Annotated in this window: 9 protein-coding genes; 2 read left to right on the top strand and 7 right to left on the bottom strand. The window is 31.2% G+C overall.

Going from position 1 to position 15,105, the window contains the following annotated elements; translation table 11 throughout:
* Positions 1 to 13: 13 nt before the first annotated feature.
* The 4 genes from V6137_RS00045 to V6137_RS00030 all read right to left on the bottom strand — a co-directional run bounded on the left by V6137_RS00045 (position 14) and on the right by V6137_RS00030 (position 6,515).
* Positions 14 to 1,003 carry a serine hydrolase domain-containing protein gene (locus tag V6137_RS00045; RefSeq protein WP_425445824.1) on the bottom strand — a complete coding sequence of 330 codons (990 nt, stop codon included), beginning with the start codon at positions 1,001 to 1,003 and terminating at the stop codon, positions 14 to 16.
* Positions 1,003 to 3,381, bottom strand: coding sequence for an excinuclease ABC subunit UvrA (locus tag V6137_RS00040; protein WP_425445823.1), 2,379 nt, complete (start codon positions 3,379 to 3,381; stop codon positions 1,003 to 1,005). Before V6137_RS00040 ends, V6137_RS00045 begins: the two co-directional genes overlap by 1 nt.
* A gap of 26 nt (positions 3,382 to 3,407) precedes the next feature.
* Complete coding sequence (locus V6137_RS00035) at positions 3,408 to 5,843, bottom strand: ATP-binding cassette domain-containing protein (RefSeq protein ID WP_425445822.1); 2,436 nt, start codon at positions 5,841 to 5,843, stop codon at positions 3,408 to 3,410.
* A gap of 189 nt (positions 5,844 to 6,032) precedes the next feature.
* A complete protein-coding gene (locus V6137_RS00030) occupies positions 6,033 to 6,515 on the bottom strand; it encodes a hypothetical protein (protein ID WP_425445821.1) in 483 nt (160 codons plus the stop codon).
* Between the two features lie 210 nt (positions 6,516 to 6,725).
* Between V6137_RS00030 and V6137_RS00025 the strand changes: the two genes are divergently transcribed.
* Entirely contained in the window at positions 6,726 to 8,810 is a 2,085-nt protein-coding gene (locus tag V6137_RS00025) for a COG1361 family protein (protein ID WP_425445820.1), read from the top strand.
* A gap of 71 nt (positions 8,811 to 8,881) precedes the next feature.
* On the opposite strand, the gene V6137_RS00020 is transcribed toward V6137_RS00025, so the two are convergent.
* Positions 8,882 to 10,231, bottom strand: a complete 1,350-nt coding sequence (locus tag V6137_RS00020; RefSeq protein ID WP_425445819.1) for an NCS2 family permease — start codon at positions 10,229 to 10,231, stop codon at positions 8,882 to 8,884.
* 689 nt (positions 10,232 to 10,920) lie between these two features.
* Between V6137_RS00020 and V6137_RS00015 the strand changes: the two genes are divergently transcribed.
* Positions 10,921 to 11,754: a hypothetical protein gene (locus V6137_RS00015; protein WP_425445818.1), complete on the top strand. Its 834-nt coding sequence runs from the start codon at positions 10,921 to 10,923 to the stop codon at positions 11,752 to 11,754.
* 128 nt (positions 11,755 to 11,882) lie between these two features.
* Here V6137_RS00015 and abc-f read toward each other — a convergent pair whose 3' ends face one another.
* Positions 11,883 to 13,457 carry a ribosomal protection-like ABC-F family protein gene (gene abc-f / locus V6137_RS00010; RefSeq protein WP_425445817.1) on the bottom strand — a complete coding sequence of 525 codons (1,575 nt, stop codon included), beginning with the start codon at positions 13,455 to 13,457 and terminating at the stop codon, positions 11,883 to 11,885.
* A 524-nt stretch (positions 13,458 to 13,981) separates the two neighbouring features.
* A partial coding sequence (locus tag V6137_RS00005) for a transposase (protein WP_425445816.1) occupies positions 13,982 to 15,105 on the bottom strand: 1,124 nt, incomplete at its 5' end.

Genomic DNA, 15,105 nt, shown 5'->3' with positions numbered 1-15,105 from the left:
TTTATCTTAGCTTTTATTTTATAGAGGGCAAAATATATTTGTCTAATAAATATTTTGGAGAATTCCACTGCCCCCTATTGGCATGGGATACAATAACTACTGAGGTGTTTTTTTGTGGAACATTTATTATATATTGGCCACCATAGCCTAAAGCAAAGTAGATATGGCGTCTACTATCTTTACTTATCCACCAATGATAGCCATATTTCCCTATATCATTCCCATTTGAATAGGGGGTAGTTGATGTCTTTATCCAATTACCCGATAGGACATTGTCATTGTTCCAAATACCATTATTAAGATATAGTTGGCCTATCTTAGCCATATCCCTTGGTTTTAAAGAAAGTCCATAGCCTCCAATACTATTACCTTGGGGGTCTGTTTCCCACTTTATATCTTCTATACCTAGGTGACTAAATAGATATTTTTTAGAAAACTCTTTAGCAGACATATTAGTTGACTTAGATATTATTATAGATAGTAGATGGGAACTGGAACTATTATATAAAAACCTATCAACTAGGTTTGGTTCTATAGGTAGTGTTAATATAAACTCTGTCCAGTCTTTACTTCTTTTCATTCTATCTAAAAGGGGTTCTTTCATGCCTCGATTTTGCCATAGTATTCCAGAGGTCATTGTAAGTAAGTCCTTTATCGTTACTCTTCTAATAAGGCAATCAATATCTCTAGATTTATACTCTGGGAAAAAGTCTAATATTTTTTCGTTTACATCTTTAATATAGCCCTTATCAATGGCTATTCCTATCAAAATAGAAATAATACTTTTGGTTATAGACATAACAGGGTGTAAATCATTTTTATTATGGTCATTATAATATTTTTCAAAAACAATATAGTTTTCCTTTAGTACTAATATGGCATTTACTGTTTTTAGTTTTCCAACCACATCTATATCGATATTTTTTAATATTTCTTTATCCACCTTAATATCTATATCATCCCAGGACTTAAAAGTAGATGTATTAAAATCTAACTTTTCCATTAATCCACCACCTTTAGAAACTCACCTATTTTTGAGTTTTTATTATTTTTTAAATCCAAAGGGGAACCTTCAGCTATCACTTGTCCACCTTCATTTCCACCATTAGGACCAAGTTCAATAATCCAGTCGCAGAAGGATAATACATCGGGGTCATGTTCTATAACAATGATAGAATTATTATCCTTTATTAGTTGATCTAATAGTGATAATAACTTAGATGTATCATAAAAACTTAGACCAGTAGTAGGTTCATCAAGTATATATAGTGTATTTAATTTATCCTTACATGACTTTTTATTACCAATATCCTTTGCAAGCTTTATTCTTTGGGCTTCGCCGCCACTAAGGGTGGGTGTGGGTTGTCCTAATTTTATATAACCCATACCTACTTTTTCCAGTGTACTTAGCATATTATAAATATTTTCGTGATTTTTAAAGAATATTGTTCCTTCAGAAACACTCATGTCTAGAATATCTGCTATATTTTTATCTTTATATTTAACCTTCAAAATATCGATATTATATCTTTTACCTTCACATTCACTACATATATAGGATACCTTACCAAACTCACCTAGATTTTCTTCCATATATCCTATACCCTGACATACAGGACAAGCTCCCGTTGAGTTAAAAGAAAAATTCCCTAAAGTATAATTTGATTTTTTAGATATAGGTAGATTGGAAAAAATATTTCTAATCTCATCCCATATGTTTAGGTAGGTCATTGGGATAGAGCGTCTATTTCTTCCTATGGGGTCTTGGGACATTTCTTTGTAATCAGCAACATTCTCCATGCCTTTAATATTAGAATATTTACCATACTTAAAATATGATTTTAATTTAGGTATCAGTGTGTGGGATATCAAAGAGCTTTTACCACTGCCTGAAACCCCTGATATACCCACTAACATACCTAAGGGTATTTCTACACTTATATTTTTCAGGTTATTTGTACTTATATTTTCCATAAATAGTTTAGGGGTTAAGTTAGTTATATTTTTATATTTATTTTTATAGGGTATATTTATTTTCCCCGATAAAAATTGACCTGTGATAGACTTATCACAGGATAATAAGCCCTTATAATCACCTTCATAGATCACTTCTCCCCCTAACTCACCGGCAAGGGGACCAAAATCTATTATATAATCGGATTTTTTTATTGTGTTCTTATCATGTTCAACGATTATAACACTATTGCCTAGGTTTTTAAGTTTTTCTATTTTACTAAGGAGTTTTTTCTTTTCTAGTTCATGTAATCCCATGGTGGGTTCATCAAATATGTATGTTAAAGACTCCATCTCACAATCTAAATGGGATGCTAAAAAGAGTCTTTGGATTTCACCACCGCTTAATGTGGGCATGGGTCTATAGAGGGTAAGGTGGGAAAGTCCCACATCAATAATATCTTGTATTTGATTTGATATTATGTTTAATATGTTTTTTCCATAATTAGATAGACTTTGATTATGTAACTTTGATAAAAAGTTCTTTAAATTTTTAATAGTCATATTTCCTACTTGGGCTATGTGCTTGTCCATAACTGTCACCCTTCTAGCTTCATCTCCTACCTTATAACCATTACACTTTGGACAGGTTTTTCTTTTTATTATCCCAGGGGAGACTCTACCCTTAGCTGCTTTCCAATGAAAATAGTTTACTACTCCCCAAAAGTCTCCACAGTCACCGAATTCACCACCATATAAAAATATATCCTTAACTTCTTCATCTAAATTTTTAAAGGGGGTATTTATATCAAAGTTAAAGGAATCTGGAAGTTCTCTCAATTCTTTTTTTATCCTGGATGAAGTTATATTTAACTTTTTACAGATTTCCCTTAGGGAAAGGTCTTTATTGTCTAATATCTTATTAACATCCACTTGTGATACATAACCCCTACCTCTACATCGTAAACACATCCCCCTAGGGGTATTAAAGGAAAAAACAGGAGGGTGTAATTTTTCCTCTACATTACCACAGGACTCACAGACTAGATTTTCATTTGTTTTAGAGCCACATATGGAACACTCTATGATCCCTTCTAAGGAATAAAATAACCTTAGATAATCATATATTTTAGTTTTAGTACCTACAATTGACCTAGGGTTACTTTCTTTTATTATACTTTGCTTAACTGCAACTGTAGGACCTATTCCTTCTATGGTATCATAGTATTCCTTTTCATCTATCATGGGTAGTATACCTATGGATTGTAAATATCCCTTTCTTCCAGTTTGAAATATAATATCAAAGACCATACTGGATTTTCCTGAGCCACTTACCCCTGTGACAACAACAAATTTATCCTTTGGAATAGTTAAATCTATGTTTTTTAAATTATTTAAATAAGCATTTTTCACTTTTATATTTTTCATAATAAAACCTCACATAATTTAATATATTATAAAAACTTACCTATAATGGAATCAGCATCATTTTTTAAATCTAGGGGAGAGCCCTCTGCTATTATTTTTCCACCTTTATTTCCTCCTCCAGGGCCTAATTCTATGAGCCGATCGCAGAAGGATAATACATTAGGGTCATGTTCTATGATAATAATTAAATTTCCATTTTTAGATAGTTTATCAATAATAACTAATAATTTTTCTATATCATAAAAGCTTAGACCAGTAGTAGGCTCATCAAATATATAGATGGATTTTGAGTTCTTTTTTGTATTAGTGAGCTCCCTAGCTAGCTTTAATCTTTGGGCTTCCCCGCCACTTAAAGTGGGAGTAGGTTGTCCCAAAAGAATATATCCCATACCCATATCATCTATAGATTTTAATATTTTCTGAATTTTTTTATTTTCTCTAAAAAAGTCTAGAGATTCTGATATGCTCATGTTTAAAATATCTAATATGTTTTTGTTATTGTATTTTACTTTAAGGATATCTTCTTTGTATCTATTACCATTACATTCTGGACATGTAGAAGTAACTATATCCATATTAGGGGATTTAACCATATGTTCTATAAAACCTAAACCGCCACAGTGTTCACAGGCTCCCTTGGAGTTAAAGGAAAAATATCCTGATTTATATCCCATTTTTTTAGCATAGGGAATATCTGAAAATATTTTTCTTATATATTTCCATACACCTAAATATGTAGCCATAATAGAGGTTCTGTTTTTACCTATAGGAATTTGGGAGACAAAGGCCACACCATCATATTGGGATAGATTGGACTGTCCTTCTATGTTATTAAATATAGGTGCCACTCTATTATCTAAAAGGCTAGATCCATCACTATTTTTCCCCCTATTTGAAAAATAATCCTTTAGTATTGGAGCTAAGGTATAACGTATAAGGGAAGTTTTACCACTACCAGAGACTCCACATATTCCAATAATTCCCTTAAGGGGGATATTAACATCTATGTCCTTTAAGTTATTGGTTTTGATATTTTTGATATTTAGCATAGGTGTTAAGTTTGAAACTGTCATATTATTTTCCCTAATATTTAGAGGGGAATTTTGGGATAGATATTTACCCGTTATAGATTTTTTATTTAATAAAATATTATCATAGTCCCCTTTATAGACTATGTCACCCCCGTTTTGTCCTCCATAGATGCCAAGGTCTATTATATGGTCAGCCCTTTTTATAGTGTTTTTATCATGTTCTACTATTATAATGGTATTTCCCAAGTCCCTTAACTTTTCTATTTTATCAAGGAGAGTTCCCTTTTCCATTTCATGAAGTCCCGAGGTTGGTTCATCAAAGATATATATTATGGAGTCCATTTTAGAGCCTAAATGGGACATTAAAAAGAGTCTTTGGACTTCACCACCACTAAGGGTGGATATTTTTCTAAATAGGGTTAAATAGGAAAGTCCAACATCTATCATATTATTAAGTTGTTTTAAAATTATATTAATATTCTTTTTACCAAAGGACGATAAGTTAGCTTTTTCTAGAGCTTTTAAAAGAAAACTTTTAAGTTTTAATATAGTCATTTGGGAAACATCAACTATATTTTTTTCCATAAAGTAAATATTTCTTCCCCTATGACCTATTCTTTGACCATTACAGTCGGGACATATATTTTCACTAGTAAATTTACTTTTTATAAGTTGGCTTACCCCCTTTGTTGTGATCATTCTATCCCTTAAATAACTCAATATACCGTCATATTCCTTATTGTTATATGAAAAGCCATATAAGAAGGCATTCTTTATATCAATTGATAAACTTTTATAGGGTTCATCTAAACTAAAGTCATATGCCTTACTTAAAACCTTTAATGTTTTATCTATATGATAAAATATGGTTCTTGGCTTACATATTTCTTTTAGGGTTTTAGTGGGATTATCTATTACTTTTTTAGAGTCAAGTTTATATACATATCCCCGTCCTCCGCATTTTATACACATACCTGTAGGGGAACCAAAGGAAAAGTGTTGGGGAGATAATCTTTCTATTTTAGTATTACAATGTTTGCACATCAAATCTTTATCTATAATATTTCCACATGTGGGACATGTAATCTCTCCATCGTAGCAGTAAAGCATCTTCAAATATTCATAGATCTTTGTTATGGTACCAACAACAGAACTGGGATTACTTCCCTTTATCAATCTTTGTTCCACTGCAATAGTAGGGGATAGCCCCTTTATGGTATCAAATGGTCTATCTTTACCTGTTATATTCTTAGGGAATCCAATGGCATGTAGATAATTGTTTCTACCCTCTTTATAAATAATATCAAAAGCTAAGCTTGATTTCCCCGAGCCGCTAACTCCTGTTATAACCGTTAATTTATTTTTAGGTATAGATATATTGATATTTTTTAAGTTATGTATATGGGCATTTGTTATTTTTATTTCCTTCATAAGCACCAACCTTAATATACTTTTATTTAAAATAAGATTTCAACATGGAAATTTTAAATCCTTTAAAAATTGAAAAAATAAGTTACAACTATGATATAAGGTGGAAATACTTTAAGCACCTGTATTTATATAATTTTAAAATAAAAATAACAATTATATAAATACAGGTGCTGAGGTTATAACGTTTTTTCACTTATTATAATAAATATAATAAAATCCCAATCCACTCATTAAACTTAAAGAGTATGCTCCTAAAGAGTGTATTAAGCTCCATTTTTCAGCATTATAAGATAGAAAACCTAATTTTATAGCAATCAACTCAATACCAACGGATATAGCTGAAAATAATAAAATAATCATATACTTTCCAAAGGAACTTTTAGGAAGAAATCTTATTAATAATAGTCCTATAGAGAAAAATGGTCCAATAATAAGAAACAAATCCAACTCTCCAATATGAACTAAAATAAAATGATCTGACCAAAATTTATGATAAATAAAAAAGTTCTCTAAGATTGTCCCCACCACCATAGTCCAGATACCCACAGGAAGTGCGTAAAAAAACTGTTTTAAAGAACATGAAATATAGATTAAGGACCATGTCATTAGGGCTAAGATTAGCCAAGGTAAATTATATGTATCTAAAAAATTGATAATAATTTTAGTAAACAATGAAAGACCTCCTAGTGAATATAGTATGGTTCAAAGGTAGGTATTTCTTTCATTATTAATATAATTTATAAAGTAAAGAACTAAATAAAAGTTATAGCATAGTATATATTATCTAGTTATATTTAGTTAATATATGTTATAAATGACTTAGGTAAATATAGATTTAAACATAAAATATTAATTTAAGAGTATATTAAAGGTGGTGTTTTTATGGCTGCTCCATGGCCAACGAATTGGCGAGTGTATACTAAAGATGAATTTTGTGTTGGAGATTTGGTAGGAGATGAGTCACCTGCTACAATAGATATAGTAGGTAATGAAGAATTTCCTGCAGTTTTTTTCCAATTTGAAAATAATACTGTATTTTTCAGGATGAGACTCGATAGAAGCCCCATTGCTTTAGATGATTTTAATAACTTTAACTGGGGGGTTTTACTAAATACAAATGAAAATGATGAGACCTATCAATGGTTATTAACAGTCAATGGAAGTGGAGGGGTTAATGGAACCATAGAGCTTTGGGAAAATCTTATTAATCAACCTCCAAATAGTTTTGCAGACCAAGCTGAAGGTATAAGTACCATGGGACCACCTACTCCAAACTATACAGAACCTGTTACATTAGGGGATAATGTAAGGATTGTTCCCACTGGAGATGGATCAGATTTTAATGGTAATCCTGACTTCTTTATAGAGTGGCAAATTAATTTTACTACATTATCATCATTTCTTAATATAACAGAACTTAGTCCCCTTAGCTTTTGTTTTTATACGGCTACTTCAAATAGGGTGCCAAATAAGGATAAGACCTGTGGCAGGCCAAGGACATTATCGGAGTGTTTTGGGGATACTATTACTCTGAGACCACTTCCACCGGGAACGGGTATTTTAAATATACAAAAAGCTATTCATGTTGGGCCAACTATAGTTGAAGAAAATACCAGTAATACCTGGCATATAGAGATAATTGTCCAAAATATAGGAACAGGTCCAGTTAATAATGTGGTTATGACAGATGATATCTTACTTGATACGGTAACCGATGTTACAGTTGTTGAAAAGACCCCAGGCACTGGAGATGCCAGCTATGATCCAGTAACTAAGAGATTAACATGGAATGTGGGAACACTAAATGCTGGAGATGCAGCTATAATACGCTTTGATATTACAGGTATATTTACAATGACAGGCTTTAGAACCCTTAATGAAGCAAATGTAACTGGAGTAGATCCAAATGAAGGAGAAATATTTGCAGGACCTGCAAGGGGAGTGGCAATTACGGTTAGACCAGCAGGAGAACCAACAGAGCCACTAATAAATGTTGAAAAAAATATTATAGATGGTCCCCTTACAATACCTCAAGATCAAGCCAGTGCTTGGGAAGTTAGGCTAACGGTAACTAATACAGGGAATACGTTCCTTTCAAATGTTATATTGTCCGATTTAATAGAACTTGATGACATACTATCTGTGGATAGTAATGTAAGTAAAGGGGCTGCAACCTTCAACAATAGAACCATTACTTGGGTTATTGGGGATCTTAATATTGGGGAAACAGTTACGGGATTTTTCCAGATATCTGGAACATTTAGAGGTTGTGGATCAAGATTCTTAAATAGAGCCATAGTAACCGGGACTTTTGCTCCAGAAGAAGGGGACCCTATTATTGTGGAGTCAAATATTTCTTCAGGTAGTGTTATAGATGTTCTTTGTCCAACGGAGTTTGTAGAAACGGTTTGTGTGATTACTGATAAAGTTTATTCCCACTGTCAGCAAAGAGAATGTTTTGAGGATGTAAGCTTTGATATTGATTGTTTTACCTTTGAAAATATTAAATTTAAATCTGGAATTATTGTAGATGGGACTTTGAATATGTCTCCTATTACTAATAGACCTAATTTTAAACGGGTAAGATTCACCATAAGGATACCCTTTGAGGTTGAGACTGAAGAGGGAACTAATATAACAGGGTATTTACCAGATATATTTAAAGACATAGTCTTATTTATCCCCGATAACACTAGGGATGAATTTAACTTTAAAATTGTGGTTGAAACAAGTTCTAAGGTTTTAGGAGACATAACTCAAAGTGATAATTTAATTAATTTTGCTGCTGGAGTTTTTATTATTATAAAAGTAGTTGGGAGAGTTCAATTATTAATACCTGCCTTTGGATTCTGTCCCGAACCGCCTAGATGTGAAGAGTTTAGTCCCGATGGAGACATATGTGAAGAATTTATGAACCAAGGTTTCCCAGAGTTTTTCCCACCTCAATATGAGGATATAGAAGAATAAATTTAACAGTATATAGTGATTGCCCCCCTAGATAACAGTAACTGTTATCTAGGGGGGCAATGGTTTTCCAATTACATTGTAATAAATCTTATAATAAATAGTATTGACAGTATATACATAACTGGTTTAATTTCTTTATATCTTCCTGTTGCTAGTTTAAGAACAACATAAGTTATAATACCACCGGCAACACCTTCTGCTATACTTCCTGTAAAGGGCATTAATGTTATAGTAAAGAATGCCGGAGCACCCTCTGTTATATCAGTAAAGTCTATTCTAGTTATAGACCCAATCATAAGTACACCTATTACAATAAGAGCTGGTGCTGTAGCCGCTCCTGGAATTATACTAACTATACCAGAGAAGAACATAGCGAATAAGAATAATATTCCTGTAGTAAGAGCCGTAAGTCCAGTTCTACCACCGGCTGATATACCCGCTGAAGTCTCCAAATAAGTTGAAGTTGTAGTTGTTCCTAAAAATGAACTTATAGTGGTAGCTATAGAGTCTGAAAGTAAAGCTTTTTTCATATTTCTAACGTCTCCATTTTCATCGTAAAGCTTACCTCTATCGGCAACCGCTAAAACAGTTCCTATGTTGTCAAATAGGTCAACTAAACTTATAGTAAGTATAACCATTATAACATTAAGAATAGCTGTACCTACACCTTGGCTTCCAAAAAGTCCTGCAAAATCTTGTTTAAAGAAAGTATCTCCTATTGATGGTGGAACTGATAAAAATCCAATGCCGGAAAGGTCAGTTATTCCCATAGGTATACCGATTATAGTTGTTAAAATTATAGATAAAATAAGAGCTGCTTTAACTCCCTTAGCCATAAATATAAGGGTTAGGAATAATCCAATTAAACTAAGTATTACTTCTGGATTTGTTAAATCGCCAAAGTACATACCACCGTCAACGGCATTAACTATTCCAGCATTTTTAAATCCTATAAGTGCAATAAATAAACCTACACCACCTGTCATGGCTATTTTTATATTTTTAGGTAGACCATTTATTATTTTCTCTCTAAGAGGTGTAACAGCAATTAAAAAGAATGTAGCACCGGATATTGCTACGGCTGCTAAACCTTGTTGCCAAGTATATCCCATAACGTCAGGATTAGTAACTGCAGTAGCAAAGAATATTGTAAGTCCTAAACCTGGAGAAGTAGCCAATGGTAACTTAGAAAAGAATGCGTGACCAAAGGTTCCTATAACGGCTATTAAACATACAGAAGTATAAAGTCCTGCTTGAGGAATACCTGCACTTGATAAAATATCTGGTATAACCACTAAAACATATGCCATAGTTAAGAATGTAGTAATACCTGCCATGATTTCTGTTTTTACATCTGTTCCATATTTAGAGAGATGATAAAACCTTTCTACTAAAGAATTTGAACTGTTGTTTTGTTTCACTTTTTTTCCTCCTCATAAGTTGTTTGATATGTTTATTATATATAGATAAGTTAAACATAATTCAAATAAATTAATTTTTACAATATTTAGTTGTGAGTTAATAAAAGTGACATGAAAACATTTTACTACAAATTATTGTGTGGTTCATGAAAATGTTTTCTTTGAAACCAATATTTTGCTATTTTATTATAGACTATATAAAAAGTTCACAAATTACCCCCTTCTAAGCAGTGATATTTTTTTGACATTTTGTGATATAATTCACTATAGTTCTGCAAAGCTTTTCATGAGACTTAAAGAGTTTAACAAATTTTTATTTAGGTTGTCAATGGTAACTTTCTAACAAAGTAAAAGGGCAAAACAGTAGAAATTCGTAATTATATTAATAGAATGTAAATATTATTGGAGAAAAGACAAGTTTTAATTAAGGATTTTTAATAAAATTAGGGGGGATAGGATCTATTTATAAGAAATATATAAATAGTATGCTTTGGTACTTAATATATTCAGTAGAATTTTAAAGCTCTTTAATGAACTATCTGAAAGAACTATGTTTTCAATTATATTAACAAAAATAGTCTTTATTACTCCATAAGTAATAATATAAAAATTAAAGAATATTTTAAAAGGATATTTTGGAAAAATATAGAACAAATACTTAAATACTAATTATTAAAGGAGGAAAGTCTATGCTTGAAATTCCTGAAGCAATAAACATATCTAGACAGGTTAAGGATAATGTTTATGGTAAAACCATCGTCAACGTAATAGCTAATCATTCTCCCCATAAATTTGCCTGGTATCATGGTGATCCTGAAAATTATGGGGATTTACTTAAAGGTAAAGTCGTAGGCAACATAGAAAGTTTTGGTGGTATTGTCGAGATTAGGGTAGAGGATGCTATAATATTATTAGGAGATGGAGTTAATATTAGATATCAAAATAAAGGGGAAAGAAGGCCTAAAAAGCATCAATTATTAATTGAGTTTGATGATTCATCATCAATGACTGGAAGTGTTCAAATGTACGGGGGTTTATGGTGTTTTAAAGAAGGTGAATTTGATAATAAGTATTATGATATTGCAAAGGAAAAACCTTCTCCATTATCTGAAGAATTTGATATGGAGTATTTTCATAATCTCATTTCTTTAGATGATGTTCAAAGGTTAAGTGCAAAGGGATTCCTTGCAACTGAACAAAGAATACCTGGATTAGGGAATGGAGTATTACAAGATATTCTTTATAATGCTAAAATACATCCAAAGAGAAAGATAAAAACACTATCAAAAACAGAAAAAGAAAATATATTTCTATCAATAAAGGATACACTTAAGGAGATGGTTGAAAAAGGTGGACGAGATACAGAGAAGGATTTATATAATAAGTATGGAGGATATAAGACTAAGGTTAGCAGAAAAACTGTTAATAATCCATGTCCAAGATGTGGCTCTATTATAAAAAAAGCTACTTATCAAGGGGGAAGTATTTATTATTGTGAAGAATGTCAAAAGCTTGTGAAATGACTTTATATAGTACCTTCTTCAAAATATTATTTAATGATTCTTTTGTTACTGGAAATTAATAATTTTTTTCTTGGCATAGATTTAATAATCTTTTTTTGTTGTTGGGGGATTCGTAATCCCCCAACTGATTACATATCTAAAATCTTATTTGATATTTTCTTTCCAAAGGATTCATCATGTTCAACAAAAATAATAGTAGGTTCAAACTTTAGTATTGCATCTTCAAGCTGGGTTCTAAATAATATATCCATAAAATTAAGGGGTTCATCCCATATGAAAATGTGATTTTCACTAGAAAAGGCTCTAGCTATATCAATTTTTTTCTTTTCCCCTTGGCTAAAGGTCTCAATAGGTCTTTTAAAATATTCTTCTCCTATATCGAAGAATGAAAGGATGTATTTAAATTTATTTTCATTAATTTTATTTTTCTTTAGTAGATCATTTAGAAAGCCTTGTTTCCAAACCACATCTTGGTATCCTCTAGATATTTTCATCTCTGGATTAACTTCTAGTGTTCCACCGGTTATATCTAGTTCTCCACATAATATCTTCAATAATGTGGTTTTACCACATCCGTTTTGCCCCTTTATCCACAGACGATCTCCTTTGTATAATTTAAGGTTTAGATTATCAATTAGTTTTTTATTATCATAAGAGAAGGATAGTTTTTTAGTGGTTATATAAATATCATCTTCTAATTGCCTTTGGTTTATATTTAGGGCCTTAACTGTTTCATAATCTTTTAAGAGTTCTTTTTTCTCATCTAGCATATTGTTTGTTCTTCTTTCTATGTTAATGACCCTTTTCATAAGCCTAGCTGCTCTGGCTCCAATGGCTCCTTTATCACCTTTACAGCCTATCTTTTCTTTTTCTTTATCAAAGGACCATCTTCTATTTTTATTGGCTGCCTTTTCTAAAACCTTAACTTGTCTTTCTAGTTTCTTTCTAGTATTTAGCTCGTATTCATCCTGTAAATTTTTATTATTTAACCATGAAGAATAGTTTCCTTTTTCAATGTGGATAGTTTCTTTATTTATAGATAATACATGGTCAATACATCCATCTAAAAATGTTCTATCATGGGATATAACTATATAACCTTTTTTTGTAGCAAGGTACTTAGAAAGTTTTTTTCTACCTTCGATATCTAAGTGATTTGTAGGTTCATCGATCAATAGAAAATGGTTTTTCTTTAGAAACATAGCTACTATAAGCGCCTTGTTTTTTTCTCCACCGGATAATAGTTTAAAGTCTCTATTTAATAGCTCTGGTTTAAGACCAATAAGTCTAAATTCCTTCTCTAGTAAGGAATCTATAATATATCCGTCGAGCTTTTCGTATCTAGAAAGGATTTCTCCATAAGTGTCTATACTTTTGGGGTCTCCTTTTTTAATAAGGGTATCCATATCTTCTTCTAATTGGTGATAAGGGGCTATGTTTTCCTTAACAACATCTATAGTTTTGGTAAAACTTTTTTTATAATTATAGGGAAAATACTCTGTATTAACAGGCATAGATATTTTCCCCTTAGAAGGGTCTAAGTCTTTGTTTAAAAGTCTTAATAGGGTAGTTTTACCCCTACCGTTTCTACCAACTAATCCTAGTTTCCAATCGGTATCAAGGTTTAAATTTACATTTGAAAATACATTTTTAAAAAAATTGTCATAATAATATGTCATATCCTTTAGTGTTATAGTCGACATAAGCATCTCTCCTTACATTTAATTTATGTTTAATTAAATGTACATTGATCATTTTTTTCACCTCCCCAAAATAAGAAAAAAAGGGATGGCAAAGCCATCCCTTAGATATAGTGGTAATCTATTTAAATATACAAAAATAGCAGGCTAAGCCTGCTTATCAACAAAAATTATTTTAATTTACATAAATAGGCTAAACCTGTAGAGCAAAATATCCTTTAGGCTTTGAAGAAACGATACTATTAAGTTTAATTAAGTTTGATATATTTTGTAAAGTGATCATTTCTACACCTACTCCCATTTATTATAACTTTACTTTAGCATAAGTGGAAAGGTATGTCAATTGATTTATAAAGTTGGCAGAAATTTCGCATCTAATTTCCAGTAAAAATTTTACTCATACAAAAAATGTTTATTATACACATTTTACTATTAATGGGTATCAAAAGACCGTTTGGCCCTAAAAAAGGATACACTTTCCCCCTCCCCATAATATTCAAAATTTTAATTTCCAGTTTTTCTTTAGCTTATGTTTTCTCAAATATAGGATTTTTCCAATCCTGTATTAGTAACACTCCATCTCTTAAATCTTCAATTATATCTATTTGGAGCATCCCCTTTTTTCTAAATGTTCTAATACATCTAAAAAAGTATAATTGCATTAGATTAAAAGCCATAAATATAAACATAATAACTGTTTCTATGCCCGTAGGGCTATGAATAAAGCAATGATCTAAATGCCACTCTGTTTTTAATTGATGAAATATATTGTTTTCTATATGCCATCTGTCATGCATTATTTTCCATAAAGTTTTAACAGAAACAACCTTATCAGTTGTTATAATCCAAGCTTCCTTAACTTCAATCTTATCACCTTTTTTAATTTTTTCTTTAAATTTTATAAATCTAATTTTTGTTTCTCCATCAGCCATTTCAATATTATCTTCATCCCATGCTTTTATTTTAATGCTCTTATTACTTTCTTTTTCAGCTATCCATTCTTCATCTGCCTGACGGCATTTAAATATTGCTAAAGCATCTTTCACAATATTAAGCCTTTTATCTTTCACTCTTACTACTGCATCCATGCCTATAGATTTTACTTCTTTTATCCAAGGCACTTTGCAATATAAGGCGTCAGCCATAATTATATCTGCAAAATGATTGAAATTTCTATGAAGTTTTTTTATAAGCCTTTTAGCTCCTGTAATCTCTCCTTCGTCTTTTTTTGAAGAATCTTTTTTAGGCTCAAGCATTTCATGCCCTAATATCAAATGAGGATCTGAACCTATAGTTGAGCATACTGTGGCTCTATGGAAATGATGAGTTATCCCCTCTTTATCAACTCGAGTTAAGCACCTATCACAACATTTTTTAGTACTATCAAATAGCTCTACTCCATCTATAGCAACAACTTTCAATCCATCTATAGTACCTTTTCTAAAAACCTTATTTTTTATTGCTTTTTTTATTATATGATTATGCATATCAGACAAACTACTAATATCAAAGTCAGTTAAAGACCTTCTAATAGTATCTATATGAGGTATTTTAGTTTTTCTAGAAAATAATTTTTTAAATTTGCCCTTTTCAATCCATCGTTCTAATCTGTTGAAACTCCTTATTTGTAGCATAAATCCAAATAACACTA

Source organism: Dethiothermospora halolimnae (genome assembly GCF_037577855.1).
Taxonomy (GTDB): domain Bacteria; phylum Bacillota; class Clostridia; order Tissierellales; family VENL01; genus Dethiothermospora; species Dethiothermospora halolimnae.
Note: the sequence above shows the minus strand (reverse complement) of the source record. Positions and strands in the feature narration are given on the sequence as shown.